Here is a 26471-nt window from a genome sequence, read left to right as displayed (position 1 = left end):
CACACGTTCCACGGCGAGCGGTCTACCGGCGGCCGCGGGCCGGCGCCGAGCCAAGCTTGGCGCCGAGCACCGACAGGAAGGTCGGAAGCTTCGCCACTGCGGATTCGGGGACGGGGGTGACCTGGACGGTGTCCCGGACCACGTCTCTCACCACGAGTTTGTAGGTGCCGTCCTCGCGGACGAGTTCGGCTGCGTAGAGCAGTGTTTCCACCAGAGGTCCTTCGGTCGTGTCGTGTGACGGGGATCAGGCGCCGTCGAGCCAGGCGTTCCACGCCTCGGTGGCCGCCGCCTCGTCCGCGTCCTCGGCGAACAGGTGGTGACCCAGCCAGATCGGCCAGTTCCAGGAACTGCCGTTGAAGAAGCGGTACAGCGCGTCAGGGGCCCGCAGGCCGAGGAAGTCGCCGTCCAGCCAGTCCACGACCACCTCCGTCGTGCCGCCGTCCGACCCCGGGAGGTCGAGCGACAGCCGGTCGCCGACGGCCGTGTCGTCGGCGAGGCCGAGGCGTCGGCGCAGCGCGGCGAAGTCCGTCGGGTCGTCGGTCCGCTCGGTGCGCGAGGCCCTGACGTACACGGCGGGGCGGCCGGTGAAGTGGGTCAGGTATGCGGCGAGGGAGTGCTGGTAGAAGTCGACGTGCCGTTCGGCGGCGTCCGTCTTGGTGTCCCACTCCCAGGCGTCGTCGACGACCCCGGTGTGCACCCAGTGGATGCCCGTCCGCAGGCGGGTCGTGCCGCCGTCGGCGGGCTCGACACGGTAGGTGAGCGTGTTCGAGAACCCTCCGTCCTGTTCCGCCCGGACCGCGAAGTGGCGCGGCGGTTCCCACGCCACGACGGTGCTGTCGCCGCGCGTCACCTTCCCTCCGACGCGCGGTTCGACCTCCATGGGATACAGCCAGCCGAGGTTGCCGGCGCCGGTGGCGACCGCGTCCCACACCCGTTCGGGCGGGGCGGGCAGGTCGTGTTCCCGGCGGACCTCGAATTGTCGTGCCATGGGCACGTCTCCTTCGTCGTTCTTCATGGTCGGTGGGTGAGTGGCAGCGCGGTGAGCCGCCGCTGCAACGGGTTGGGCCGCCAGTCGAGGACCGCGCCGTCGGCCGGCCGCAGGTGCGGGAGCCGGCGGACCAGCGTGCCCACGGCGACCTCCGCCTGGAGCTTGGCCAGCGGTCCGCCGAGGCAGAAGTGGGGACCGTGACCGAAGCTGAGGGGCCGGCCGTCGGAGCGGGTCAGGTCGAGCGCGTCGGGGTCCTGGAAGCGCTCGGGGTCCCGGTTGGTCGCGGCGAGGAACAGGTACACCAGCTCGCCCTCGCGCAGTCTCCGCCCGCCGATCGTGAGGTCCTCGGCGACGACCCGGACGATCGCCTGGGTCGGCGTGTCGTAGCGGGCGAGTTCCTCGACGGCCGGGCGGATGAGCGCCGGGTCGGCGCGCAGCCGGGCCAGTTGGCCGGGGTGACGCAGCAGGGCGAGCATGCCGTTGCCGATGAGGTGGGTGGTGGTCTCGTCGCCCGCGGTGATCAGGACGAAACAGGTGGACAGCAGCTCGGAGTCGGTGAGCCGGTCGTCCTGGGCCTGGGTGGCGACCAGGGCGCTGATGAGGTCGTCACCGGGTTCGGCGCGGCGGCGGCGGACGAGCCCGGCGAGGTACTCCTCGTAACCGGCGATCGCCGCCTCGGACTTGTCGATGTCCTCGCTCAGCCGGCCGAAGCGCCGGAACCAGGTCTTGACCCTGGGGAGGTCCTCGGGCGGGATACCGAAGAGTTCGCAGACGACGGACAGCGGCAGCGGGGAGGCGACCGCCTCGATCAGGTCCATGGTCGGGCCGGCCGCGACCGCCTCGTCGATGAGCCGGTCCACGATCTCCTGCACCCGTCCGCGCAGGGATTCGACCCGCCGGGCCGTGAAGGCCCGGTTGGCCAGCCTGCGCAACCGGGCGTGGTCCGGCGGGTCGGTGTTGCTCATGACCCGGCCGAGCCGGTCGGTGAGCCGGCTGAACGCCTTCAGGTCCCCGCCGAGCGCGGTGTAGGCGCGGGTCATCCGGTCCCGGTCGTTGGAGAACCGGAGGTCGCCGAGTGCCGCCTCGACGTCGGCGTACCGGGTGAGGTACCAGATGCCCTGGGCGCTGCGGTGGACGGGGTCCTCGCGTCGCATGCGGGCGTAGAAGGGGTACGGATCCCGGCGGGCCTCGTCCGTGAGCAGGGCCGCGGCGAGGTCGTCGGACCGGGCGAGGCCCGCGCCGTCGCGGGCCTCGTCGGTGGATTCGGTCAGGTGCACCACGGACCGCGCTACTGCTGGGCGTTCATGGCGTCGGCGAGGCTCTTGGGCCGCATGTCGGTCCACGAGCGCTCGACGTACTCCAGGCAGGCGGCGTGGGTGTCGGGGCCGTGGGCGACGGTCCACCCGTCGGGGACGTCGGCGAACTGGGGCCACAGCGAGTGCTGGTTCTCGTCGTTGACGAGCACGAGGAAGGTGCCGTCCTGGTCGTCGAACGGGTTGGTCATGGGTCATTCCTCCTGGTTGGGGGTGGTGTCACCGGTGGCCTCGGCCAGGCGGGCGGCCAGGATCGGTCCGATCTGGGCCAGTGAGCCGGCTTCGGTCATCTTGTTGTGCCGGGTGGTGATCTCGTGGGACGTGATCCGGCCCGTCAGGTAGGGGTGCCAGGTCGCGGGTCCGGCGTCGTTCCCGTCGCGGTCGATGGTCGAGTTGAACAGCAGCAGGTCGCCGTCGAACACGGAGGGGACGAAGTCGACCGCCAGTTTCGCGTTGTTGATCATGATGTGGACGATGACTTCGATCTGCCGTTCCGTCAGACCCTGCAGGGCGCTGCCCCGTCGGTTCAGGACCTCGGCGACCTCGGCGTAGGTCAGTTCCCGGTCGCCCAGCTCGTCGGGATCGACGTCGAGCACGCCGACGAGCACGTCCCGCTCGGTGGGTACGGGCGTCTCCTCGAACCGCACGTCCTTCACCGGGTAGGCGTCCAGGACGGCCAGCAACGCGGTCCGCTCGCCGCGCGCCTGCAGCTCGCAGGCGAGGGCGTGGGCGATCAGCCCGCCGGCGGACCAGCCGAGCAGCAGGTACGGGCCCTGGGGCTGGATCTTGCGGATCTGGTCGGCGTAGTCGGCCGCCATCTCCTCGAAGGAGGCGGGCAGGGGTTCGGGGCGGCCGAGGCCGCGCGCCTGGATCGCGTAGACCGGGTGCTGGGGACCGATGTGGTTGAGCAGCCCGCTGTACGACCAGCTGATGCCGCCGCCGGGGTGGACGCAGAACAGCGGCGTGCCGGTCCCGCTCGACCGCAGCGGCAGGACGACGTCCAGGGCGTCCTCGGGGTCGTCCAGGACCAGGCGCTCGCTGAGACCGGCCACGGTCGGCGCCTCGAACAGCATGCGCAGGCCCAGCTCCAGGCCAAGGGTCTCGCGGACGCGGGAGGCCAGGCGGGCGGCGAGCAGCGAGTGCCCGCCCAGATCGAAGAAGTTGTCGTCGATGCGCGCCTGTTCCCGGCCGAGGACCTCGGCGAAGAGGTCGCACAGGAGCTGTTCCCGCGGCGTCCTCGGGCCGCGTCCGGCGCCGGTCGCCCCGTATTCGGGGGCGGGCAGGGCGGCCCGGTCGAGCTTGCCGTTGGCGGTCAGCGGCAGCGTGTCCAGGGTGACGAAGGCCGCCGGCACCATGTAGTCGGGCAGGTCGCGGCGCAGGCGCCCGGCGAGCTCGGCCGTCTCGGGCGCGCCCTCGGGCGCGGGCACCAGGTAGGCGACGAGCCGCTTGTCCCCGGGCCGGTCCTCGCGGGCGACGACGGCCGCCTGGGCGACGCCGGGGCAGCTCGCGAGGATCGCCTCGATCTCGCCGGGCTCGATGCGCAGCCCTCGGAGCTTGACCTGGTGGTCGGAGCGTCCGGCGAACTCGAGGGTGTCCTCGGACGTCCACCGCGCCAGGTCGCCGGTGCGGTACATCCGGCTGCCGGGCGGCCCGAACGGGTCGGCGGTGAAGCGCTCCGCCGTCAGGCCGGGCCGGTCGAGATAGCCCCGGGCCACACCCGTCCCGGCGAGGTACAGCTCACCGACCAGGCCCGCGGGCGCCGGGCGCAGGTGCGCGTCGAGCACGTAGGCGCGCATGTTCGCCATGGGCCGGCCGATCGGCACGGTCGGGGCGTTCTCGGGGAGGTCGCGCACCGGATGGAAGGTGGCCAGGGTCGTCGCCTCGGTGGGTCCGTAGCCGTCGACCACCTCGATGCCGGGGCAGGCCCGGAGCACCCGGGCGACGGCGGCCGGGGAGACCACGTCGCCGCCGGTCCACACCTCGCGCACTCCCGCGAGCAGGTCCGGCCGCTCCTCGGCGACCAGGCGGAACAGGCCCGCCGTCAGCCACAGTCCGGTCACCCCGTGCCTGCTGATCGTGTGCTGCAGCAGGTCGAGGTCGAGCCGCTCGGGCGGTGCGACCACGACCGTGCCGCCGCTCAGCAGCGGCACCCACAGCTCGTAGGTCGAAAGGTCGAAGGCGGTCGGGGAGTGCATGAGCACCCGCTCGTGTCCGCCACCCCGCCACTCGGGCGAGAGCGCGAGGCCCACGACGTCCTGGTGGGTGACGGCCACGCCCTTCGGCCGGCCGGTCGAGCCGGAGGTGTACATCACGTACGCCAACTGCTGTCGGCCGCAGCGCACTTCGACGGCGGACGAGTCCAGCTCACCGTCGACCCACGCTGTCAGCACGTCCTCGGTGAGCACCAGCGCGGCCCCGGCTTCCTTGAGGATCAGCTCGATCCGGGTCCGAGGGAAGCGCGAGTCGAGGGGCACATAGGCGCCGCCCGCCTTGGTGATCGCCAGGAGCGCCACGACCAGGTCCGCGGAGCGGTCCAGCAGCACCGCGACCGGTGTCTCCGGTCGTACGCCCTGGCCGATCAGTGCCCGCGCGAGGCGGTTGGACCGCCGGTCGAGTTCCCGGTACGTCAACTCGGTGGTGCCCGCCACGACGGCCACCGCGTCCGGGGTGGCGCGCGCCTGCCGGGCGAACAGCTCCGGCAGCGCGGCCTCGGGCAGCTCGGCCGGGGCGCCGGTGGACGCGGACAGCAGCCGGCCGCGTTCCTCGTCCGACAGGACGTCGATGCGGCCGATCGGCCGGGCGGGGTCGTCGACCGCCGCGCGCAGCAGCCGGGCCCAGCGGGCGAACAACAGCTCCACCGTGGCCGGTTCGAACAGGTCGGTGGCGAACTCCACCGCGCCGACCAGGCCGTCGGGGCAGCCGTCCGCACGGAACCGCTCGGCCAGGCTGAACGTCAGGTCGACCCGCGAGGTCCCGGTCGACGCCTCCAGGTGACCGCTCGACAGGCCCGGCAGCGCGAACTCGCCCACCGGAGCGTTCTGCAGGGCCAGCATGACCTGGAACAACGGGTGGTGGGACAGCGATCGGGCCGGGTTGACCACCTCGACCAGGTACTCGAAGGGCACGTCCTGGTGGTCGTAGGCGGCGAGCGCCTTGTGTCGCACCCGGTCGAGCAGTTCGGTGAAACCGGGGTCGCCGCTCGTGTCGGTACGCAGCACCAGCGTGTTGACGAAGAAGCCGACCAGGTCGTCCAGCGCCTCGTCGGTGCGGCCGGCGATGGGGCTGCCGATCGGGATGTCGCTGCCGGCGCCGAGGCGGGTGAGCAGCGCGGCGAGACCGGCCTGGAGCACCATGAACATGCTGGCGCCGCGCGCGGCGGCCAGGTCGCGCAGCGCCTGGTGCAGGTCCGGGTCCAGCGCGACCGCGACGCGGTCGCCCCGCTGGGTGGCGACCGGCGGACGGGGCCGGTCGGCGGGCAGCTGCACCTGCTGCGGGATGCCCGCCAGCTCGTCCTTCCAGTAGGCCAGTTGCCGGGAGAACAGGCTGTCCGGGTCGGCGGTGTCGCCGAGCAGGCCGCGCTGCCAGCAGGTGTAGTCGGCGTACTGCACCGGCAGCGGGGACCAGTGCGGCTCCTCACCCCGGCAGCGTGCCGTGTAGGCGGCCGCGAGGTCGGCGGAGAGTGGTCCCATCGACCAGCCGTCGGCGGCGATGTGGTGCACCACGACGAGCAGGACGTGCCGGTCCGGCGCGAGGGCGTACAGCTCGGCCCGGAGCGGCGGCTGTGCCGCCAGGTCGAAGCCCCGCCGTGCCGTCGCGGCCAGCCGCTCGGCCAGCCGGTCCTCGTCGAGCGCGATCACCGGCAGCTCCGGGTACGCCCGCTCGGCGTCCAGCACGACCTGGTGCGGCACGCCGTCCGTCTCCCGGAAGACCGTCCGCAGGCTCTCGTGCCGGGCGATCACGTCCGCGAGCGCGGCGTGCAGGGCCGGGCGGTCGAGCACGCCGGTCAGGCTCAGCGCGAGCGGCATGTTGTAGGTGGCGCTCGGCCCGTCCATCCGGTGCAGGAACCACAGGCGGCGCTGGGCGAAGGACAGCTCCACGCGGTCGGGGCGCGGCCTGGCGGTCAGCGCGGGCCGTGCCGTGCCGGAGCCGTCGAGGCGGGCCGCCAGGCCGGCCACTGTCGGCGTCTCGAACAGCGTACGGACGTCCAGTTCCGCGCCGAGGGTCGCACGGACCCGGGCCGCCAGGCGGGTGGCCAGCAGCGAGTGTCCGCCCAGGTCGAAGAAGCTGTCGTCGGCGCCGACCTGGGCCAGTCCCAGCAGCTCGGCGAACAGCTCGGCGAGGAGCTGTTCCTGGGGGGTGCGCGGCGCCCTCGCGGTCCCGGCCGTCCCGAGGTCGGGCGCGGGCAGCGCGCGGCGGTCGAGCTTGCCGCTGGCCGTCAGCGGCAGTGCCTGGAGCGCCACGAAGGCCGACGGGACCAGGTGGTCGGGCAGTCGCCCGCGCAGCCATTCCCGGAGTTCGCCGATGAGGGCGCCGGTGCCCCGGCTGCCGGTCGGGCGGTTGGTCAGCGACGACAGGGGCCTGGAGGCGCCGGCGTCGGGCCGGTAGGGCTCGACGGGGGCGCCGTGACACGCCCGCGGGTCGGCGAGGACGACGTCCACGGCGTCGTCCTGCGTGGCCGACCAGGTGACGCCCACCCAGCGGCCGAACTCCTGCCCGAGGGCCACGAAGTCCTCCGGGTCGGGCAGTTCGCTGTCCTCCGGGCCGTGCAGCCGCTCCAGCAGACCGGCGAGCGAGTCGTCGCCGTCCTGTACGGCCCGGGCCAGCGCGGCCTCGCGCACCACGCGGCGGTTCGGCACCCCGGTGATCCGCAGCAGGTCCGCGTGCCGCTGGGCGAGCAGCTCGCGCAGCTCGTCCGTCCCGGTGACCTGCCGCCCCCACTCCAGCTCCGCCGTCCGGCGGGGGGCGGCCGGGGTGACCGGCGGCTTGTGCAGCGTCACGTCGTAGCGGTAGCGGGTCAGTTCGTTGTGGTGGCGGCCGCGCTTGACCTCGACGCTCACCGCGCCGACGTCCGTGCCGCGCTCGCGCAGCACGGTGAAGAAGTCCGGGTCGACCAGGAGTTCCTTCTCGACCCTGACGGCCTGTTCCACCGCCCGGCGCACCGCCGCGAGGTCGCCGTCGGCGCCGGTCCGGTGCAGTTGGACCGCGGTGGCCAGCGGGCGCAGCAGCCGCAGGTTGCGCACGTCGCCGACGAAGAGCGTGCCGCCGGGCGCGAGCAGCTTCATCAGCTTCCCGATCACGTCCGCGAGGTAGTCGGCGGACGGGAAGTACTGCACCACCGAGTTGATCACGACGGTGTCGAAGTGCCCGGTCGGCAGGCCGTCGGTGTCGTGCGCCGGGCGGGTCTGGAGCACGGTCCGCCCGGCCAGGTCGTCCCGGCGGGCGATCTGGGCGCTCAGCGCGTCGATCGCCGTGGCGGAGAAGTCCGTCGCCCAGTAGGTCTCGCAGTGCGGCGCGATCCCCGAGAGCAGCAGCCCGGTGCCGACACCGATCTCCAGGACCCGGCGGGGGCGCAGGGCCAGGATGCGCGTCACGGTGGCGTCCCGCCATTCCCGCATCTGCTCGACCGGGATCGGGCTCGTGTCGTAGCTGCTGTTCCAGCCGACGAAGTTCTGGCCGAAGCCGGCTTCCTCCGGGGTGATGGGCAGGGCGTCGTAGATGTCCCGCCACTCGCTCACGTGGTCCGTCTCCAGGCCGCTGTCCCGTTCCTCGTCCTGGAGCGGAACGACGTAGCCGACGAGCCGGTCGTCCCGGGCGAGGACGGCGGCCCGGGCGACGTCCGGGTGCTCGGCCAGCGCCGCCTCGACCTCGCCGGGCTCGATCCGGAAGCCGCGCACCTTCACCTGGTCGTCGGCGCGGCCGGCGTACTCCAGCTCGCCGTCGGTACGCCGGCGCACCAGGTCTCCGGTGCGGTACATGCGCTCCCCCGCCGGGCCGAACGGGCAGGCGACGAACCGCCCGGCCGTCAGGCCCGGCCGGTTCAGGTACCCGCGCGCCAGGCCGGCGCCCGCGACGTACAACTCCCCCGCCACGCCCGGCGGCACCGGTCGCAGCCGCTCGTCCAGCACGTACACCCGGGCGTTGGCGATCGGACGGCCGATCGGCGGTGCGCCCGTGCCGGGTGTCAGCGGGTCGCTCATGGTCGCGCACACCGTGGTCTCGGTCGGTCCGTAGGCGTTGACCATCCGGCGCCCGGACGCCCAGCGGTCCACCAGCTCCGGCGGGCACGCCTCGCCCGCCACCACCAGTGTCGACAGCCCGATCGAGTGCTCCGGAACGGCGGCGAGGACGGACGGGGGCACGGTCGCGTGGGTGAGCGCCAGGTCGCGGTCGGCCAGCGCGGCGACCGGATCCTCCGTCGGCGGCAGGACCAGGGCGGCGCCGCGCAGCAGCGCGGTGCAGATCTCCGACACCGAGGCGTCGAAGCTGGGCGAGGCGAACTGCAGCACGCGGCTGCCGGGTTCGATCGCGAAGCGCTCGATCTGCGCGGCGACCAGGCTCGCGATGCCGCCGTGGCCGACGACGACGCCCTTGGGGCGGCCGGTCGACCCCGAGGTGTAGATCACGTAGGCCGGGTGCCGGACGTCGAGCGCGACCACGGGGTCGGTCTCGGGCCACGCGGACACCCCGGTCACCAGCGCCGGGTCGTCGACCACCAGGGCCGGCCGTGCGTCGTCCAGCATGTACGCGATCCGCGCCCGCGGGTAGGCGGGGTCCACCGGCAGGTAGGCGGCCCCGGCCTTCAGCACGCCGAGGACGGCCACCACGGACTCCACCGCGCGCGGCAGGGCCACGGCCACGATCTGCTCCGGCCCGACGCCCCGGGCGATCAGCGCGTGCGCGAACCGGTTCGCCCAGGCGTCGAGCTGCCGGTACGTCAACTCGACGTCGCCGCACAGCAGTGCCACCGCGTCGGGGGTCGCGGCCACCTGTGCCGCGAACGCCCGCGGCACCGGGACGGCCGCCACCTCCCGGGCGGTCTCGTTGCCCCGCTCCAGCAGGCGGTGCCGCTCGTCGGCGCCGAGCAGTTCGATCGCACCGATCGGCCGGTCCGGGTCGGCGGTGACGGCTTCCAGGAGGCGCGTCCAGCGTGCGGCGAGGGCCGTGACCGTGGAGCGGTCGAACAGGTCGGTGGCGTACTCCACCGCGCCGACGATTCCCGCGGGCCCGCCGTCCGGGCCGGACCGTTCGACGAGGCTCACACCGATGTCGAACTTGGCGGTCCTGGTGTCCACCGCGTAGGTGGTGACGTCCAGGCCCGGCAGGGAGAAGCGGCCCATGGGGGCGTTCTGCACGGCCAGGATGGTCTGGAACAGCGGGTGGTGGGAGAGGGAGCGGGACGGGTTCAGGACCTCCACGAGGTGCTCGAACGGCACGTCCTGGTGCGCGTACGCCGCCAGCGCGCTCTCCCGCACCCGGCCCAGCAGCTCGGCGAAGCTCGGGTCCCCGCTCGTGTCGGTGCGCAGCACCAGCGTGTTGACGAAGAACCCGACCAGGTCGTCCAGCGCCTCGTCGGTCCGCCCCGCGATCGGGCTGCCGATCGGGATGTCCGTCCCGGCCCCCAGCCGCGTGTAGAGCGCTGCCAGCGCCGCCTGGAGCACCATGAACAGGCTGGCGCCCGAGCGGCGCGCCAGCTCCAGCAGGGAGGCGTGCAGTTCGGGACTCAGTTCCAGGGGGACATGGTCCCCGTGCCACCCGGCCACGGCCGGCCGGGGCCGGTCGGTGGGCAGCCGGAGCAGCTCCGGCAGGTCGGCGAGCTGGTGCTTCCAGTGGACGAGCTGCTCGGCGAACCGGCTGCGGGGATCGGCGGCGTCGCCGAGGAGGTCCCGTTGCCACAGCGTGTAGTCCGCGTACTGCACCGGCAGGGCACGCCAGTTGGGCGTGCGGCCCTCGAACCGGGCGGTGTACGCCTCGGCCAGGTCGCGGGCCAGCGGGCCGGTCGACCAGCCGTCACCGGCGATGTGGTGCATCACCAGCAGCAGGACGTGCGTGTCCGGCGCGAGCGCGAACAGCTCCGCCCGCAGGGGAGCCTCGTCCTCCAGGTCGAACGGCAGCCGGGCGAACTCGGCCAGTCGCTCGGGGAGGTCCGCCTCCGAGATCTCGATCAGTCGCGTCCGGGGCCGGGCCGTGGCCGGGTCGAGGACGAGCTGGCGGGGTACGCCGTCGACCTCCGGGAAGACCGTCCGCAGGCTCTCGTGCCGGGCCACCACGTCGGCCAGCGCCGCGTCCAGCGCGGTCCGGTCGAGCGTCCCCGTCAGCCGGAGCGCGAGCGGGATGTGGTAGGTCGCGGCGGCGCCGTCCATGCGGTGCAGGAACCACAGGCGGCGCTGGGCGAAGGACAGGGGCACCGCCGCCGGCCGCTCGCGCCGGGTCAGTGCCGGGCGGGTGCGGCCGGCCTCGTTCAGTGCCTCGGCCAGGCCGGCCACGGTGGGCGCCTGGAAGAGGGCGCGCAGTCCCACCTCCACGCCGAGCACCGAACGCACCCGTGCGGCCAGTCGGGTGGCGAGCAGGGAGTGTCCGCCCAGCTCGAAGAAGTCCTCGTCGACACCGACCCGCGGCACGCCCAGCACCTCGGCGAACAGCTCGCACAGGATCTGCTCCTGCGGCGTGCGCGGCGCCCGGACGCCGACGGCCGCGTCCGGCGCGGGCGCGGGCAGCGCCGCTCGGTCCAGCTTCCCGTTCGGCGTCAACGGCAACGCGTCCAGCAGCACGAACGCGGACGGCACCAGGTAGTCGGGGAGCCGGTCGCGCAGGTACGCCGCCAGCTCCGCGGGGCGGACGGCGACGCCGGGACGGGCCGCGGCGTAGCCGACGAGCCGGTCGTCCCGGGCGAGCACGGCGGCCCGGGCGACGTCCGGGTGCTCGGCCAGCGCCGCCTCGACCTCGCCGAGCTCGATCCGGAAGCCGCGCACCTTCACCTGGTCGTCGGCGCGGCCGACGTACTCCAGCTCGCCGTCGGTACGCCGACGCACCACGTCCCCGGTGCGGTACATCCGCGCACCCGCCGGGCCGAACGGGCAGGCGACGAACCGCCCGGCCGTCAGGCCCGGCCGGTTCAGGTACCCGCGCGCCAGGCCGGCGCCCGCGACGTACAGCTCCCCCGCGACACCGGGCGGAACGACGCGTAGCCGCTCGTCGAGGACGTACACCCGGAAGCCCGCGACCGGCCGGCCGATCGGCGGTGCGCCGGCCCCCGGGGACAGCGGGTCGCTCATGGTCGCGCACACGGTGGTCTCGGTCGGACCGTAGGCGTTGATCACGCGCCTGCCCGGCGCCCAGCGGGCCACCAGCTCCGGCGCGCACGCCTCGCCCGCGACGACCAGGGTGGTGGCCGTGAGGTCGGCGCCGTCCACCGCGGCAAGGGCCGACGGCGGAAGGGTCACGTGGGTGACGCCGAACCGGCGGTCCGTCAGGGCCTCCAGCGGGCTGTCGGACGGGGCCAGGACGAGGGCGGCGCCGGTGAGGACGGCAGCGCACAGGTCCCAGAAGGACGCGTCGAAGCTGGGCGAGGCGAACTGGAGCACTCGGCTGCCCGGCGCCACGCCGAGCCGGTCGGCCTGCGCCGCCACCAGGCCCGACACGCCGGCGTGGCTCACCACCACGCCCTTGGGGCGGCCCGTCGAACCCGAGGTGTAGATCACGTAGGCCGGGTGCCGGGCGTCCACCGCGACACCCGGATCGGTCTCCGGCAGGCCGGCGGCTCCGGCCACCAGGGCCGGGTCGTCGACGACCACCGTCGGCCGGGCGTCGTCCAGCATGTACGCGATCCGTGCCGCCGGGTACGCCGGATCCACCGGCAGGTACGCGGCCCCGGCCTTCAGCGTGCCCAGGACCGCGACCACCGACTCCACCGACCGCGGCAGCGCCACCGCCACGACGTGTTCCGGGCCCACGCCCCGCGCCCTGAGCGCGTGCGCGAACCGGTTCGCGCGGACGTCGAGCTGCCGGTACGTCAGCTCGACGTCCCCGCACACCAGCGCGACCGCGTCCGGCGTCCGTGCCGCCTGGGCGGCGAACAGCGCCGGCAGGCTCAGCCCGGCCGCCTCGCCCCCGGCGGCGGGCAGCAGCTCGCGGCGCTCGTCGGCGGACAACAGGTCGATCCCGCCGATCGGCAGATCCGGCGCGGCGACGACCGCGGCCAGCAGTCTGGTCCAGCGGGCGGCCAGTGCCTCGACCGTCGCGCGGTCGAACAGGTCGGTGCTGTACTCGACCGCGCCGCTGAGCCCGGCCGGCGCGCCGTCCGGCCCGTGCTCCTCCGCGAACCCGAAGGTCAGGTCGAGCCGTGCGGTCCCGGTGAGCACGGGGATGCCGGTGACCCTGAGACCCGGCAGGACGAAGTCGCCACCCGGTGCGTTCTGCACGACCAGGCCGGTCTGGAACAGCGGGTGGTGAGAGAGGGAGCGGGACGGGTTCAGGACCTCCACGAGGTGCTCGAACGGCACGTCCTGGTGCGCGTACGCCGCCAGCGCGCTCTCCCGCACCCGGCCCAGCAGCTCGGCGAAGCTCGGGTCCCCGCTCGTGTCGGTGCGCAGCACCAGCGTGTTGACGAAGAACCCGACCAGGTCGTCCAGCGCCTCGTCGGTCCGCCCCGCGATCGGGCTGCCGATCGGGATGTCCGTCCCGGCCCCCAGCCGCGTGTACAGCGCTGCCAGCGCCGCCTGCAGCACCATGAACAGGGTCGCGCCCGAGCGGCGCGCCACCTCCAGCAGGGACGCGTGCAGTGCGGCGTCGATCCGCAGTTCCACCAGGTCGCCGCGGTACGACATGGTGGCCGGGCGCGGCCGGTCGGCCGGCAGCGGCACCTGCTCGGGCAGCCCGGCCAGCGCCTCCTTCCAGTAGGCGACCTGGCGGGCGAACAGGCTGTCCTCGTCGTGTTCGTCGCCGAGGACCTCGTGCTGCCACAGCGTGTAGTCGCCGTACGTCACCGGCAGCGGCGGCCAGGCGGGCGCCCCGCCGCCGCGCCGGCTGGTGTAGGCGGCGGCCAGGTCGCGGGCGAGCGGGCCCATGGACCAGCCGTCGCCGACGATGTGGTGCATGACCAGCAGCAGCACGTGTTCGTCGGGGGCGAGGGCGAACAGCTCGGCGCGCAGCGGCACTTCCCGGGTCAGGTCGAACGCCCGCACCGCAGCGGCGCGCAGCAGGGCGGGCATCTCCGCCTCGCCGGCCGCGCGCACGGTCAGCGGGACGGGGACCTCGGCGGCGTCCACGACCCGCTGGTGCGGAATCCCGGCGGTGTGCGGGAACACCGTGCGCAGGGTCTCGTGCCGGGCCACCACGTCGGCCAGCGCCTGATCCAGCGCGGCCCGGTCGAGGTCGCCCGAGAGCCGCAGGGCGAGGGGCAGGTGGTACGTGGCGCTCGGGGCCCCGAACTGCTGGAGGAACCACAGGCGGCGCTGGGCGAACGACAGCGGCATGGCCCCGGGACGTGGCCGGGGCACCAGGGCCTTGCGTGCGGCGCCCGTGTCGTGCAGCCCGGCGGCCAGTCCGGCGGGGGTCGGGTGCCGGAACAGGGAGCGCAGCTCCAGTTCGACGCCGAGGGTCGCGCGGACCCGCGAGACCAGCCGGGTGGCGAGCAGGGAGTGCCCGCCGAGGTCGAAGAAGCCGTCGTCGACACCGACCCGCGGCACGCCCAGCACCTCGGCGAACAGCTCGCACAGGATCTGCTCCTGCGGCGTACGCGGCGCCCGGACGCCGACGGCCGCGTCCGGCGCGGGCGCGGGCAGCGCCGCCCGGTCCAGCTTCCCGTTCGGCGTCAACGGCAACGCGTCCAGCAGCACGAACGCGGACGGCACCAGGTGGTCCGGTACCCGGTCGCGCAGGTACGCCGCCAGCTCCGCCGCGCTCGCCACGATCGCGGCCGGCGGGACGACATAGGCGACGAGCCGGTCCTCCCGGGCGAGCACCGCGACCTGGGCGACCGACGGATGCGCGGCCAGCTCGGCCTCGATCTCGCCGGGCTCGACCCGGAAGCCGCGCACCTTCACCTGGTGGTCCGCCCGGCCTGCGAACTCCAGCTCGCCGTCGCCCCGCCAGCGGACCAGGTCACCCGTGCGGTACATCAGGGCGCCGCCCGGACCGTAGGGGTCGGCGACGAACCGCGTGGCGGTGAGCCCGGGCCGGTTCAGGTAGCCGCGGGCGAGACCCGCCCCGGCGAGGTACAGCTCACCCAGCACGCCGGGGGCGACCGGTCGCAGCGCCGCGTCCAGCACGTACGCCCGGCAGTTGGCGATCGGCCGGCCGATCGGCACGGGCAGCGGGCAGTCGGCGGGGTCGGCCGGCAGCGGGTAGGCGGTGATCACATGGGTCTCGGCGGGACCGTAGTGGTTGTGCAGTTCCAGGCCCGGCCGCCGGGCCTGGAAGCGGCGTACGACACCACCGAGCCGCATCGCCTCACCGGCCTGGGCGATCAGCCGCAGCCCCGGCAGCGCGAGACCGGCCTCCTCGGCGGCCTCGGCCAGCGCCTCGACCACCAGGTTGGGCGCGAACAGCTCCTCGACCCCGTGGCGGTCCAGCCAATGGGCGAACAATTCGGCGCTGCGGCGCTGCTCCTCGGTCGGCACCACCAGGGTCTTGCCGTACAGCAGCGCGGAGAGCGTCTCCTGCACCGAGACGTCGAAGCTGAGGGCGGTGAACTGCGCGGTGCGCGTGCCGGGTGCGCCGCCGACGGATTCGTGGTGCCAGGCCAGCAGGTTCAGCAGGCCGGCGGCGGGCATCACGACGGCCTTGGGCCTGCCGGTGGAGCCCGAGGTGTAGATGACGTAGGCCGGGTGGCGCACGTCCGCTTCGACGGCCGGATCGTGTTCCGGCAGCTCCCCGTCCGGTGTGACGGCCGCGAGGTCGTCGAGCACCACGGCCGGCCGGGCGTCCCCCAGCATGTACGCGATGCGGGCGGCCGGGTAGTCCGGGTCGACCGGAAGATACGCCGCGCCCGTCTTGAGCACGGCCAGGACGGCGACGACCAGCTCGGCGGAGCGCGGCAGGCGCAGGGCCACGACCTGTTCCGGTCCGGCCCCGCGCGCGATCAGCGTGTGCGCCAGGCGGTTGGCCCTGCGGTTCAGCTCCCGGTAGGTCAGCACGGTGTCCTCGAACACCACCGCCGGAGCCTCGGGAACCGCCCGGACCTGCGCCTGGAACAGGGCGGGCAGGGTGACGGCGGGCACCGGGCGCGCGGTGTCGTTGCGCGCGACCAGCAGGTCGTGCCGTTCCTCGGCGGTGAGGACGTCGATCCGGCTCAGCGGCCGGTCCGGGTCGGCGGCCACCGACGCCAGCAGACGCAGCCACCGCGCGACCAGTGCCTCGACCGTGGCGGCGTCGAAGAGATCGGTGCTGTACTCGACCCGCCCGACGATGCCTTCGGCCGGTCCGCCGGTGCCACCGCGCTCCAGCAGGTGGAAGCCGAGGTCGAACATGGCCGTCGGCGTCCGCACCGGGAAGATCTCGGCGGTCAGACCGCTCAGGGCGAACTCGGTACCGGGCACGTTCTGCAGCGCGAGCAGCACCTGGAACAGCGGCTGGCGGGTGAGGGACCGGGACGGATTGCACGCCTCGACGACGTGTTCGAAGGGCAGGTCCTGGTGCGCGTAGGCGGCCAGTGCTCCCTCCCGGACCCGGCCGAGCAGCTCGGTGAAGGTCGGGTCGCCGCCGGTGTCGGTGCGCAGGACCTGGGTGTTGACGAAGAAGCCGACGAGGTCGTCCAGAGCCTGGTCGGTCCGCCCGGCGATCAGACCGCCGACGGGGATGTCCTGCCCGGCACCGAGCTTGTCCAGCAAGGCCGCCAGCGCGGCCTGGAGCACCATGTACACGCTGGCGCCGCGCTCCCGGCCCACGCGGACCAGGCCGGCGTGCAGGTCGGCGTCCAGGGTGATCGGGAGCCGGCCCCCGGACCAGGAGGAGGCCGCGGGGCGGGGGCGGTCGGCGGGGAGCCGGAGCTGCTCCGGCAGGTCCGCCAGCCGCTCCGTCCAGTAGGCCCGCTGGCGGGCGAACAGGCTGTCCGGGTCTGCCGGGTCACCGAGCAGTTCCCGCTGCCACAGGGTGTAGTCGGCGTACTGCACGGGCAGCGGTGCCCACCGCGGCTCCTCGCCCGCGCGGCGTGCCGCGTACGCGGTGGCCAGGTCGGCGGCGAGCGGGCCCAGCGACCAGCCGTCGCCGGCGATGTGGTGGATCACCAGGAGCAGCACGTGGTCGTCGGCCGCGACCCGGAAGACCTCGGCGCGCAGCGGCGGTTCGGTCGCGAGGTCGAATCCCCAGGTCGCGGCCCGCGCCAGCAGGTCCGGCAGGTCCGTCTCGTCGGCCGGGACGACCGACAGCGCCGGGCGCGCCTGCGCGGGGGGCAGCACCCGCTGGTGGGGCACGCCGTCCACGGCCGGGAAGAGCGTGCGCAGGGTTTCGTGCCGGTCGACGACGTCGCCCAGCGCCGTCTCCAGGGCGGGCACGTCCAGCGGTCCCGTGAGCCGCCACGCCAGCGGCATGTTGTAGACGGAGTCCGCGCCTTCCATCTGGCGCAGGAACCAGAGCCTTCGCTGCGCGGACGACAGCGGCACCAGCGCGGGCCGCTCGACCCGCCGCAGGGCGAGCCGGGCCCGGTCCGCGTCGCCCAGCGCGGCGGCCAGCCCGGCCACCGTCGGGCTCTGGAACAGGGTGCGCAGGGCGAGTTCCACGCCGAGGGCCGCACGGACCCGGGCCGCCAGCCGCGTGGCCAGCAGGGAGTGCCCGCCCAGGTCGAAGAAGTCGTCGTCGACGCCGACCTCGGACACGCCCAGCACCTCGGCGAACAGACCCCCCAGCACCTGTTCCTGAGGCGTGCGCGGGGCCCGGCCGGACCGGGTCGTGTCGGTGTCCGGCTCGGGGAGCGCGCGCCGGTCCAGCTTGCCGCTGGCGTTCACCGGCAGGGCGTCGAGGGGGACGAAGACGGCGGGCACCATGTAGTCGGGCAGCAGCTCGCGCAGGTGCGCCCGCAGCTCCTCGGGCCGGAGCGCGGCCCCGGTGGCGGGCACCGGGTAGGCGACCAGTCGGGGGTCCTCCGCCCGGTCCTGCCGGACGACCACGGCGGCCCGCGCGACCCGCGGGTGTGTCGCCAGGGCTGCCTCGATCTCGCCCAGCTCGATCCGGAACCCCCGGACCTTGACCTGGTCGTCGGTGCGGCCGAGGAACTCCAGGTTCCCGTCCGTGCCCCAGCGCGCCAGGTCGCCGGTGCGGTACATCCTCGTGCCGGCGGGGCCGGAGGGGTCCGCCACGAACCGCGCCGCGGTCAGCCCGGGCCGGTCGAGGTAGCCGCGCGCCAGGCCCGTGCCGGCGAGGTACAGCTCACCGGGCACGCCGGCGGGCACCGGCTGCATGGCGGCGTCGAGCAGGCGCAGCCGGACGCCGTCGAGCGGCCGGCCGATCACCGGGCGCGCGTGCGGCCGAAGCGGCGCGCACACCGAGTCCACCGTGCACTCGGCCGGCCCGTAGTAGTTGAGGGAGGACACGCCCTCGGCGGCCCGCAACCGCTCCCAGAGCCGCTCCGGTACGGCTTCCCCGCCCAGGCCGACGAACGAGGGCCGCCACCGCGGGTGGTCCAGCAGGCCGTGGTCGACGAGGACTTGCAGGTAGGACGGGGTACCGCCGACGGTGTGCAGCCCGGCCCGCGAGGCGTACGCGAGGTAGGCGTCCGGATCGGTCCAGGTCGCCTCGTCCAGCACGTGCAGCTCGTGGCCGGCGTAGAGGGCGAACAGCTGGTCGCAGGAGGCGTCGAACGACACGGACGTGGTCAGCCCGACCCGCATCCGCTCCCCCGTCCGGAAGACCAGCGGGTGCTGGGCGGCGAACAGGTTGGCCAGGCCGCCGTGCGTCGCCACCACGCCCTTGGGCTGCCCGGTGGAACCGGAGGTGTAGACGACGTAGACCGGGTGGTCGGGATGGACGGTGACGCCCGGGTCGGTCGACGGGCACGCGGCCACCGTCGCGGCCGTTCCCGGGTCGTCGGTCACCAGCCACTCGGCGGGACCGGCCTGCGGCAGCCGGCCGCGGGTGCGGGCGTCGGTCACTCCCAGGACCGGCCGGGCGTCGTCGAGCATGTACGCGATCCGCGCGGCCGGGTACCCCGGGTCGACCGGGAGGTACGCGGCGCCGGTCTTCTGCACCGCGAGGACGGCCGCGACCAGCTCGGCCGACCGGGGCAGAGCCACCGCCACCAGCCGCTCCGGGCCCGCGCCGCGCGCGAGGAGCGCGTGCGCCAGCCGGTTCGCCCGCGCGTCCAGCTCCGCGTACGTCAGCGAGGCATCCGGTCCCACCACCGCGAGGGCGTCCGGAGTCGCGCGCACCTGTGCCCGGAAGAGTTCGGGCAGGCTCTCGGTGAAGGGCCGGGCCGCCGGGCCGGCGCCCAGCGCCGTCAGTCGGGCGCGCTCCTCGGCGTCGAGCACGCCGAACCGGCTGAGCCGGGACCGCGGGTCGGCGACCACGGCGCGCAGCAGCCGGACCCACCGCGCGCACATCGTCCGGACGGTGGCCGGGTCGTACAGGTCGCGGGCGTACTCGACGGAAGCGTCGATCCCCGCCGGGGAGCCGTCCTCGGCGTGCCGCTCGGCCAGGGTGAAGAGCAGGTCGAGCTTGGCGGTGGTCGAGGCGGGCGGCATGTCGGCGACGCGCAGGCCGGGCGGCGCGAAGTCGGCGCGGGGGGCGTTCTGCAGCACCAGCATGACCTGGAACAGGGGGTGGTGCGCCAGCGACCGGGCCGGGTTGAGGACCTCGACCAGGTACTCGAAGGGCAGGTCCTGATGGGCGTACCCGGCCAGCGCGGTCTCCCGGACCCGGCCCAGCAGTTCGGCGAACGTCGGATCGCCCGAGGTGTCGGTGCGGAAGACCAGGGTGTTGACGAAGTAGCCGACCAGTTCGTCCTGCGCCTGGTCACTGCGGCCCGCGACGGGACTGCCGACCGGGATGTCGTCGCCCGCGCCGAGCTTGCTGAGCAGCACCGCCAGCCCGGCCTGGAGCACCATGAACAGACTGGTGCCGTGGGTGCGGGCGAGTTCGCGCAGGCCGCGGTGCAGGTCGGTGTCCAGCTCGGCCCGGACGGATCCGCCCCGGTGAGAGGCGAGGGCCGGGCGGGGCCGGTCGCTGGGCAGCGGGAGCTGCTCGGGCAGGTCCGCCAGCTGCCGGGTCCAGTAGGCCGTCTGGCGGGCGAGCGGGCTGTCCTCGTCGGCGGCGTCGCCGAGCAGCTCGTGCTGCCACAGCGTGTGGTCGACGTACTGGACGGGCAACTCGGCCCACTGCGGCGCCTCGCCGAGGCGGCGCGCCGCGTAGGCGGTGGTCAGTCCGTGCGCGAGTGGGCCCAGCGACCAGCCGTCGCCCGCGATGTGGTGGAGCACCACCTGGAAGACGTGCTCGTCCGCCGCCAGCTCGAGCAGCTCGGCGCGCAGCGGTGCGTCGACGGCCAGGTCGAACGGCCGGGCCTGCGCCCGCGCCATCGCGTCCGCCAGCTCCGCCTCGGTCGTCCGGCTCACGAGCAGCCGCGGGCGGGCCGCCTCGACGTCCAGCACCCGCTGACGGGGAACGCCGTCCACCGTGGGGAAGACGGTGCGCAGGGTCTCGTGCCGGGCCACCACGTCCGCCACGGCGGCTTCCAGGGCCCGCCGGTCCAGCTCTCCGGACAGGCGCCAGGCCAGGGAGATGTGGTAGCTGGCGCCGGTGTCCTCCAGTTGGTGCAGGAACCACAGGCGTCGCTGGGCGAACGACAGCGGGATCGCCTCGGGGCGTTCGCGCCGGGCCAGGGCGGGCTGCGCCGGTCCGGCCGCCACCAGGGCGGCGGCCAGAGCGGCCGGGGTCGGCGCCTCGAAGAGGGTGCGCAGCGGCATCTCCACGCCGAGCGTCGTTCGGATCCGGGCGGCGAGGCGGGTGGCCAGCAGCGAGTGCCCGCCCAGGTCGAAGAAGCCGTCGTCGACACCGGCCGACGTGACGCCCAGGACCTCGGCGAACAGCTCGCACAGGATCCGCTCCTGCGCGGTGCGCGGCGCGCGGGCGTGGGCCGCCGGGGCGAGGTCGGGGGCGGGCAGGGCCCGGTGGTCCAGCTTGCCGTTGGCCGTCAGCGGCAGCGCGTCCAGCACGACGAACGCCGACGGCACCATGTACTGCGGGAGGCGTTCCGCCAGGTGCGCGCGCAGCTCGTCCGGCCGGGGGCCGGCCCCTGCGGCGGGCACCGCGTAGGCGACCAGACGCGTGTCGTCGGCCCGGTCCTGCCGGGCGAGGACGGCGACTTGGGCGACGCCGGGATGTGCGGCCAGCGCCGCCTCGATCTCGCCCGGCTCGATCCGGAAGCCGCGCACCTTCACCTGCTGGTCGGCGCGGCCGACGTAGCGCAGGCTGCCTCCCCCAGCCGCGGGCCCGGGGGACCCCCAGGCCGCGCGGCGCACGACGTCGCCGCTGCGGTACATCCGCGACCCGGGCGCGCCGAACGGGTCGGCCACGAACCTCCCGGCGGTCAGGCCGGGCCGGTCGAGGTAGCCGCGCGCCAGGCCGGCGCCCGCGACGTACAGCTCGCCGGGCACGCCCGGGGCGACCGGGCGAAGGTGGGCGTCCAGCACGTACGTCCGCAGGTCCGCGAGGGCCGTGCCGATGTGGCCGGCGGCGGCGCCGGTCCGGTCGAGCGCCGCGTGGGTGACGTGCACCGTGGTCTCGGTGATGCCGTACATGTTGACCAGCCGCGGCGCGTCGTCCGGATGCCGCTCGTACCAGCTCGCCAGCCGGGCGTGCTCCAGCGCCTCACCGCCGAACACGACCGTGCGCAGCGCGAGGCTGCGCCCGGTCTCCGGGGCGTCCGCATCGGCCTGCGTGAGCTGGTAGAAGGCGGACGGCGTCTGGTTGAGCACGGTCACCCGCTCGCGGGCGAGGAGAGCCAGGAAGCGGTCGGGCGAGCGGCTGGTCTCGTGGTCGACGACCACCAGACGGCCGCCGTGCAGCAGCGCACCCCACAGCTCCCACACCGAGAAGTCGAAGGCGTAGGAGTGGAAGAGCGTCCAGACGTCCTGGGCGCGGAAGTCGAACAGTTCCCTGGTCGCGTCGAACAGCCGCACCACGTTCCGGTGCGGGACCACCACGCCCTTGGGCGCGCCGGTGGAGCCGGAGGTGTAGATGACGTAGGCCGCGTGCCGCGGGTCGAGGGGGACCGCCGGGTCGGTGTCCGGCAGGCCGTCGAGGTCGGTGGCGTCCAGCAGCAGCCGGTCCACGGCGTCCGCGCCGGGCAGGTCGCCGGTCCGGCTCGTGGTCACCAGGAGCGTCGGCCCGGCGTCCCGGAGGAGGTGGCTGATCCGCGCGGCGGGGTACGCCGGGTCCACCGGGAGGTAGGCGCCGCCTGCCTTGAGCACGGCGAGCACCGCCACGACCTGCTCCACCGAGCGCGGCAGCGCCAGTGCCACCCGCCGCTCCGGGCCCACCCCCCGGGCGATCAGGGCGTGCGCGAGCCGGTTCGCGCGGGCGTTCAGCTCTGCGTAGGTCAGGGAGACGTCGCCGTCGGTGACGGCGACGGCGGCCGGGTTCTGCCGTACCCGCCGCTCGAACAGCGCGTTCAGGCTGTCCGACGGCGGCTCCTCGTGCCGGCCGGCGGGTGCCGGGAGCAGCGCCCGCAGCTCCTCCTCGGACAGGGCGTCCACCTGGCCGAGCCTGCGGGCCGGGTCGGCGACGACGGCGCGCAGCAGCCGCAGCCATCGTTCGACGATGTCGGTCACGGTGGATTCGTCGAACAGGTCGGTGCTGTACTCCACCACGCCCGACAGGCCGTCCCCACCGGGCTGTTCGGCGAGGATGAAGGTCAGGTCGCACTTGGCCGTCCCGGTGGGCGCCAGGTCGGTCGTCACCCGCAGCCGGGGCAGGTCGAATGCGCCGAGCGGTGCGTTCTGCAACGCGAGCATGGTCTGGAACAGCGGGTGGTGCGCCAGCGAGCGGGCCGGGTTCAGCGCCTCCACCAGCTGCTCGAACGGCACGTCCTGGTGCGCGTACGCGGCGAGCGCGTCGGTGCGCACCCTGCCGAGCAGTTCGGTGAACGACGGGTTCCCGGAGAGGTCGGTGCGCAGGACCAGGGTGTTGACGAAGAAGCCGACCAGGTCGTCGGCGGCCTCGTCGGTGCGTCCGGCGACGGGTGTGCCGATGGGGACGTCGGTGCCCGCGCCCAGCTTGCCCAGGAGGGCGGCCAGTCCGGCCTGGAGCACCATGAAGAGGCTGGCACCGCCGCTGCGGGCGAGCGTCCGCAGGCGCTGGTGCAGCTCGGCGTCGATCCGCACCGGCAGTCGGTCGCCCCGGTAGGACATCGCGGTCGGCCGGGGCCGGTCGAACGGCAGCTCCACCTGATCGGGGAGGCCCGCCAGCCGGCGGCGCCAGTAGCCGAGCTGACGGTTCAGCAGGCTGTCCGGGTCCGTGCCGTCACCGAGCAGCTCCCGCTGCCAGAGGGCGTAGTCGGCGTACTGGACCGGCAGCGGCGACCACGTGGGTTTCGCGCCCTCGGCGCGGGCGGCGTAGGCGGCCGTGAGGTCCCGCGAGAGCGGGCCCGTCGACCAGCCGTCGCCGGCGATGTGGTGCACGACCAGCAGCAGTACGTGCTCCTCGGCCGTCAGCCGGAAGAGTTCGGCGCGCAGCGGCGGCTCCTCGGCGAGGTCGAAGCCGTGCCGGGCGGCCCGGGCGAGCCGTTGGGGCAGTTCGTGCGCGCCGGTCTCGGTCGTCCGCAGCCGGGGGCGGGCCTCCTCCGCGGTCCGTACCCGCTGGCACGGCACGCCGTCGGTCACGGGGAAGACGGTGCGCAGGCTCTCGTGCCGTTCGACCAGGTCCGCGAGGGCGGCTTCGAGTGCCCGCTCGTCCAGGCTGCCGGACAGGCGCAGGGTCAGCGGGATGTTGTAGGTGGCGCTCGGGCCCTCCATGCGGTGCAGGAACCACAGGCGGCGCTGCGCGAAGGACAGGGGGACGACGTCGGGCCGCTCCTGGGGCACGAGCGCCGGGCGGGCCCGGCCCGCGCGGTCCACGGCCGCCGCCAGTTCCGCCGCCGTGGGCGCGTCGAACAGGTCGCCCAGCCGCAGCTCCACGCCGAGGGCCGAGCGGATCCGGGCGACCAGCCGGGTGGCGAGCAGGGAGTGCCCGCCGAGGTCGAAGAAGTTGTCGTCCGGTCCGGCGTCGGGCACGGCGAGCACCTCGGCGAACAGCCCGACGAGCAGGTGTTCGGTCGCGGTGCGTGGGGCGCGGCCCGGTGCGGCGGGCCCTTCCGGCCCGGGCGCGGGCAGGGCCCGCCGGTCGAGCTTGCCGTTCGGGGTCAGGGGCAGCGCGTCCAGCAGCACGTACGCGGCCGGCACCATGGGCCGGGGCAGCCGGGCGCGCAGGTGGTCGCGGAGGGCGGCGCCGGTCAGGGTGGCGCCGGGTTCGGGCACCGCGTAGGCGACGAGCCGTGCCTCCCCTCCCGGTTCCGTGCGCGCCGTCACGGCGGCCCGGGCGACCTGGGGGTGCTCGGCGAGTACGGCCTCGATCTCGCCCGGTTCGACCCGGAAGCCGCGGACCTTGACCTGGTCGTCGGTGCGGCCGAGGAACTCCAGGTTTCCGGTCGCGTCCCAGCGCACCAGGTCGCCGGTGCGGTACATGCGCGACCCGCTCGGTCCGAACGGGTCCGCGACGAACCGCCCGGCGGTCAGCCCCGGCCGGTTCAGGTAGCCGCGCGCCAGCCCCGCGCCCGCGATGTACAGTTCGCCGCGCGCACCGGTCGGCAGCGGCCGCAGGGCGCCGTCGAGCACGTACAGCCGGGTGTTGGTGACCGGCCTGCCGATCACCGGGCGCGGGCTCGACCCCATCGGCGCGATCACCGAGTTGACGGTGCATTCGGACGGCCCGTACAGGTTGAGGCAGGACACGCCCTCGGCCGACCGCAGCTGGTCCCACAGCGTCTGCGGGACGGCCTCGCCGCCTGCCGCGACCAGCGCCGGGCGCCACCGCGGGTCGCTCAGCAGCCCGTGGGCGACCAGTTCCTGCAAGTAGGTGGGGGTGGCTTCGAGGTAGTCCAGTCCATGGCGCGCCGCGTAACCGACGAGGGCGTCGGGGTCGGACCAGGTCGCGTGGTCCAGGACGTGCAGCTCGTGGCCCGCGAAAAGGGCGAGCAACTGGTTCCAGGAAGCGTCGAAGGAGACGGAAGTGGTCAGCGCCACCCGCAGCCGTCGGCACGTCTTCAGCGCCGGCGCGAAGTGCTGCTGTCGGAGGTCGGTGAGCAGGTCGAGCAGGCCGCCGTGGGTGGGCAGCACGCCCTTGGGACGTCCGGTGGAGCCGGAGGTGTGGATGACATACGCGGGGTGGTCCGGGGCGATGGCCACTCCCGGGTCGTCGGCCGGGCAGGCGGCCACCAGGGCGGCCGTCCCGGGGTCGTCGAGGAGCAGCCGGTCGGCGGGGCCGGTCGGCGGCAGCCGCTGCGCACCGCGGGAGTCCGTGACGAGCAGGGCCGGCCGGGCGTCGTCGAGCAGAAGGGCCGTCCGGGCGGCCGGGTACTCGGGGTCGACGGGTACGAACGCCGCCCCGGTCTTCAGCACCGCGAGGACCGCCACCACCAGCTCGGCCGAGCGCGGAAGGGCCACCGCCACCAGCCGCTCCGGGCCCGCTCCCCGGGCGATCAGGGCGTGCGCCAGCCGGTTGGCCCGCGCGTCCAGGTCCGTGTACGTCAGGGAGACGTCGCCGCATACCAGGGCGACGAGGTCCGGGGTCGCCCGGACGTGCTCCCGGAACAGCTCCGGCAGGCTCGCGGCGGGGGCCTGCGCGACCGGGCCGGTGCCGAGCGCCGCCGGCTCGCGGTGCTCCTCGTCGGTGAGCAGGGGAACCCGGCCCACCGGCTCGTCCTCGTCCCAGTCCGCGAGGGCGTCGAGGAGCGCGAGCATCCGCCGCTGGTGGTCGGCGAGCTCTCCAGGGCCGTACGCCTGGGGGGAGCCGTGCAGCCGGAGCAGCGGCGGGTTGCCGTCGCGGTAGTCGAAGACCCAGACGGCGAGGTCGGTGGTCGACCCGGACACGAAGTGGTGCACGGAGGCCGGGTGCCCGGCGAAGTCCGGCCGGGAGTTGAAGGCCATGATGTTGACGATCAGCGGGAACGCCGTCCCGATGCCGCCGGGGACGCCGAGGTCCCGCAGCAGGTCCTCGCTGCGGTAACGCTCGTGCGCGACAGCCGTCTCGACCTCCCGCGCCGCCTGGGCGACGAGCTCGCGCCAGGGCATGCCCGGCCGCACGGTCAGCCGCAGCGGCACCACGTTGGAGGTCGTGCCCGGCACCGCCGTCAGGTCTCGGTCGGCGCCGCGGCGGGCGGTGACGGGCAGGGCCAGCACCACGTCCTGGTCGCCGGTCAGCCGGTGGGCGTAGAGGGCCGTCGCGGCGACCAGCAGCCGGGACCAGCGGACTCCGGACCGGTTTGCCGCCGCCCGCAGGGCGTCCGGGCGGCGCAGTTCCCGCTCCTCGGCAAGCCGGAGGGGGCGGTGCGGGTCGGTCGCGGGGCTGTCGGTGAGCCGGGTCGGGGCGGGCAGGTCCGCGAACCGCTCGGTCCAGTAGGCACGGTCGGCGGCGAAGTCGCTGGAGGCGCGGTAGGCGGTGTCGCTGTCGACCAGGTCCCGCAGCGGGCCGAAGGGGCAGGGGGGCACGGCGGCGCCTTCGGCCAGGGCCGAGTACACCTCGCCGACCCGCTGGCGGAGCATGGAACTGCTGATCGCGTCGAGTACCAGGTGGTGGTAGTTCAGGTACCAGAGGTACTCCGTCGGCGACGCCTTGATCAGCGCGTGGCCGAACAGCGGGTCGCGGGCGAGGTCCAGCGGGCGCAGCAGGTCCCGCTCCATCCAGCGCATGGCCTCCGCCCGGGGGTCGGGCTCGGTGCTGAGGTCGAGGTGGGCCGGGGCCCAGTCCCAGCTCTCCCGGAGAATCTGGCGCGGGCCGTCGCCGTCGTCGGCGAAGGTCACGTGCAGGGCGTCGACCTCGTCGACCACCCCGCGCAGTGCCGTCTCGAACAGCTCCCGGTCCACCGGGCCGTGGATCTCCAGGCACTCGCCGACGCGGTAGCCCGGGACGGACGTGCGGGCGCTCTGCTCGGCGAGCCAGATCTCGCGCTGGGCCGCGGTCAGCGGAAGGGCGTCACCATCGCGACGGGACAT

At 74.6% G+C, this 26471-nt stretch carries 5 protein-coding genes; all 5 read right to left on the bottom strand.

Annotation, left to right across the window (positions count from 1 at the left end):
- Window positions 1–22 precede the first annotated feature (22 nt).
- Genes RM812_RS28525 through RM812_RS28505 form a run of 5 tightly spaced genes read right to left on the bottom strand, consistent with a single transcriptional unit; the run spans window position 23 to window position 26471 of the window.
- Window positions 23–211 (bottom strand): hypothetical protein, encoded by a 189-nt coding sequence (locus RM812_RS28525; protein ID WP_311578362.1) that lies wholly within the window; start codon window positions 209–211, stop codon window positions 23–25.
- 33 nt (window positions 212–244) lie between these two features.
- Window positions 245–988: an SRPBCC family protein gene (locus tag RM812_RS28520; RefSeq protein ID WP_311578359.1), complete on the bottom strand. Its 744-nt coding sequence runs from the start codon at window positions 986–988 to the stop codon at window positions 245–247.
- Window positions 989–1011: 23 nt separating this feature from the next.
- Entirely contained in the window at window positions 1012–2268 is a 1257-nt protein-coding gene (locus tag RM812_RS28515; protein ID WP_311578356.1) for a cytochrome P450, read from the bottom strand.
- Between the two features lie 8 nt (window positions 2269–2276).
- Window positions 2277–2492, bottom strand: a complete 216-nt coding sequence (locus RM812_RS28510) for an MbtH family protein (RefSeq protein WP_311578353.1) — start codon at window positions 2490–2492, stop codon at window positions 2277–2279.
- Window positions 2493–2495: 3 nt separating this feature from the next.
- Window positions 2496–26471 carry a non-ribosomal peptide synthase/polyketide synthase gene (locus RM812_RS28505; RefSeq protein ID WP_311578350.1) on the bottom strand — a complete coding sequence of 7992 codons (23976 nt, stop codon included), beginning with the start codon at window positions 26469–26471 and terminating at the stop codon, window positions 2496–2498.

Origin of the sequence: Streptomyces lancefieldiae (assembly GCF_031845825.1) — a bacterium.
Taxonomy (GTDB): Bacteria; Actinomycetota; Actinomycetes; order Streptomycetales; family Streptomycetaceae; genus Streptomyces; species Streptomyces lancefieldiae.
This window is presented reverse-complemented; position numbering and strand designations above follow the sequence as displayed.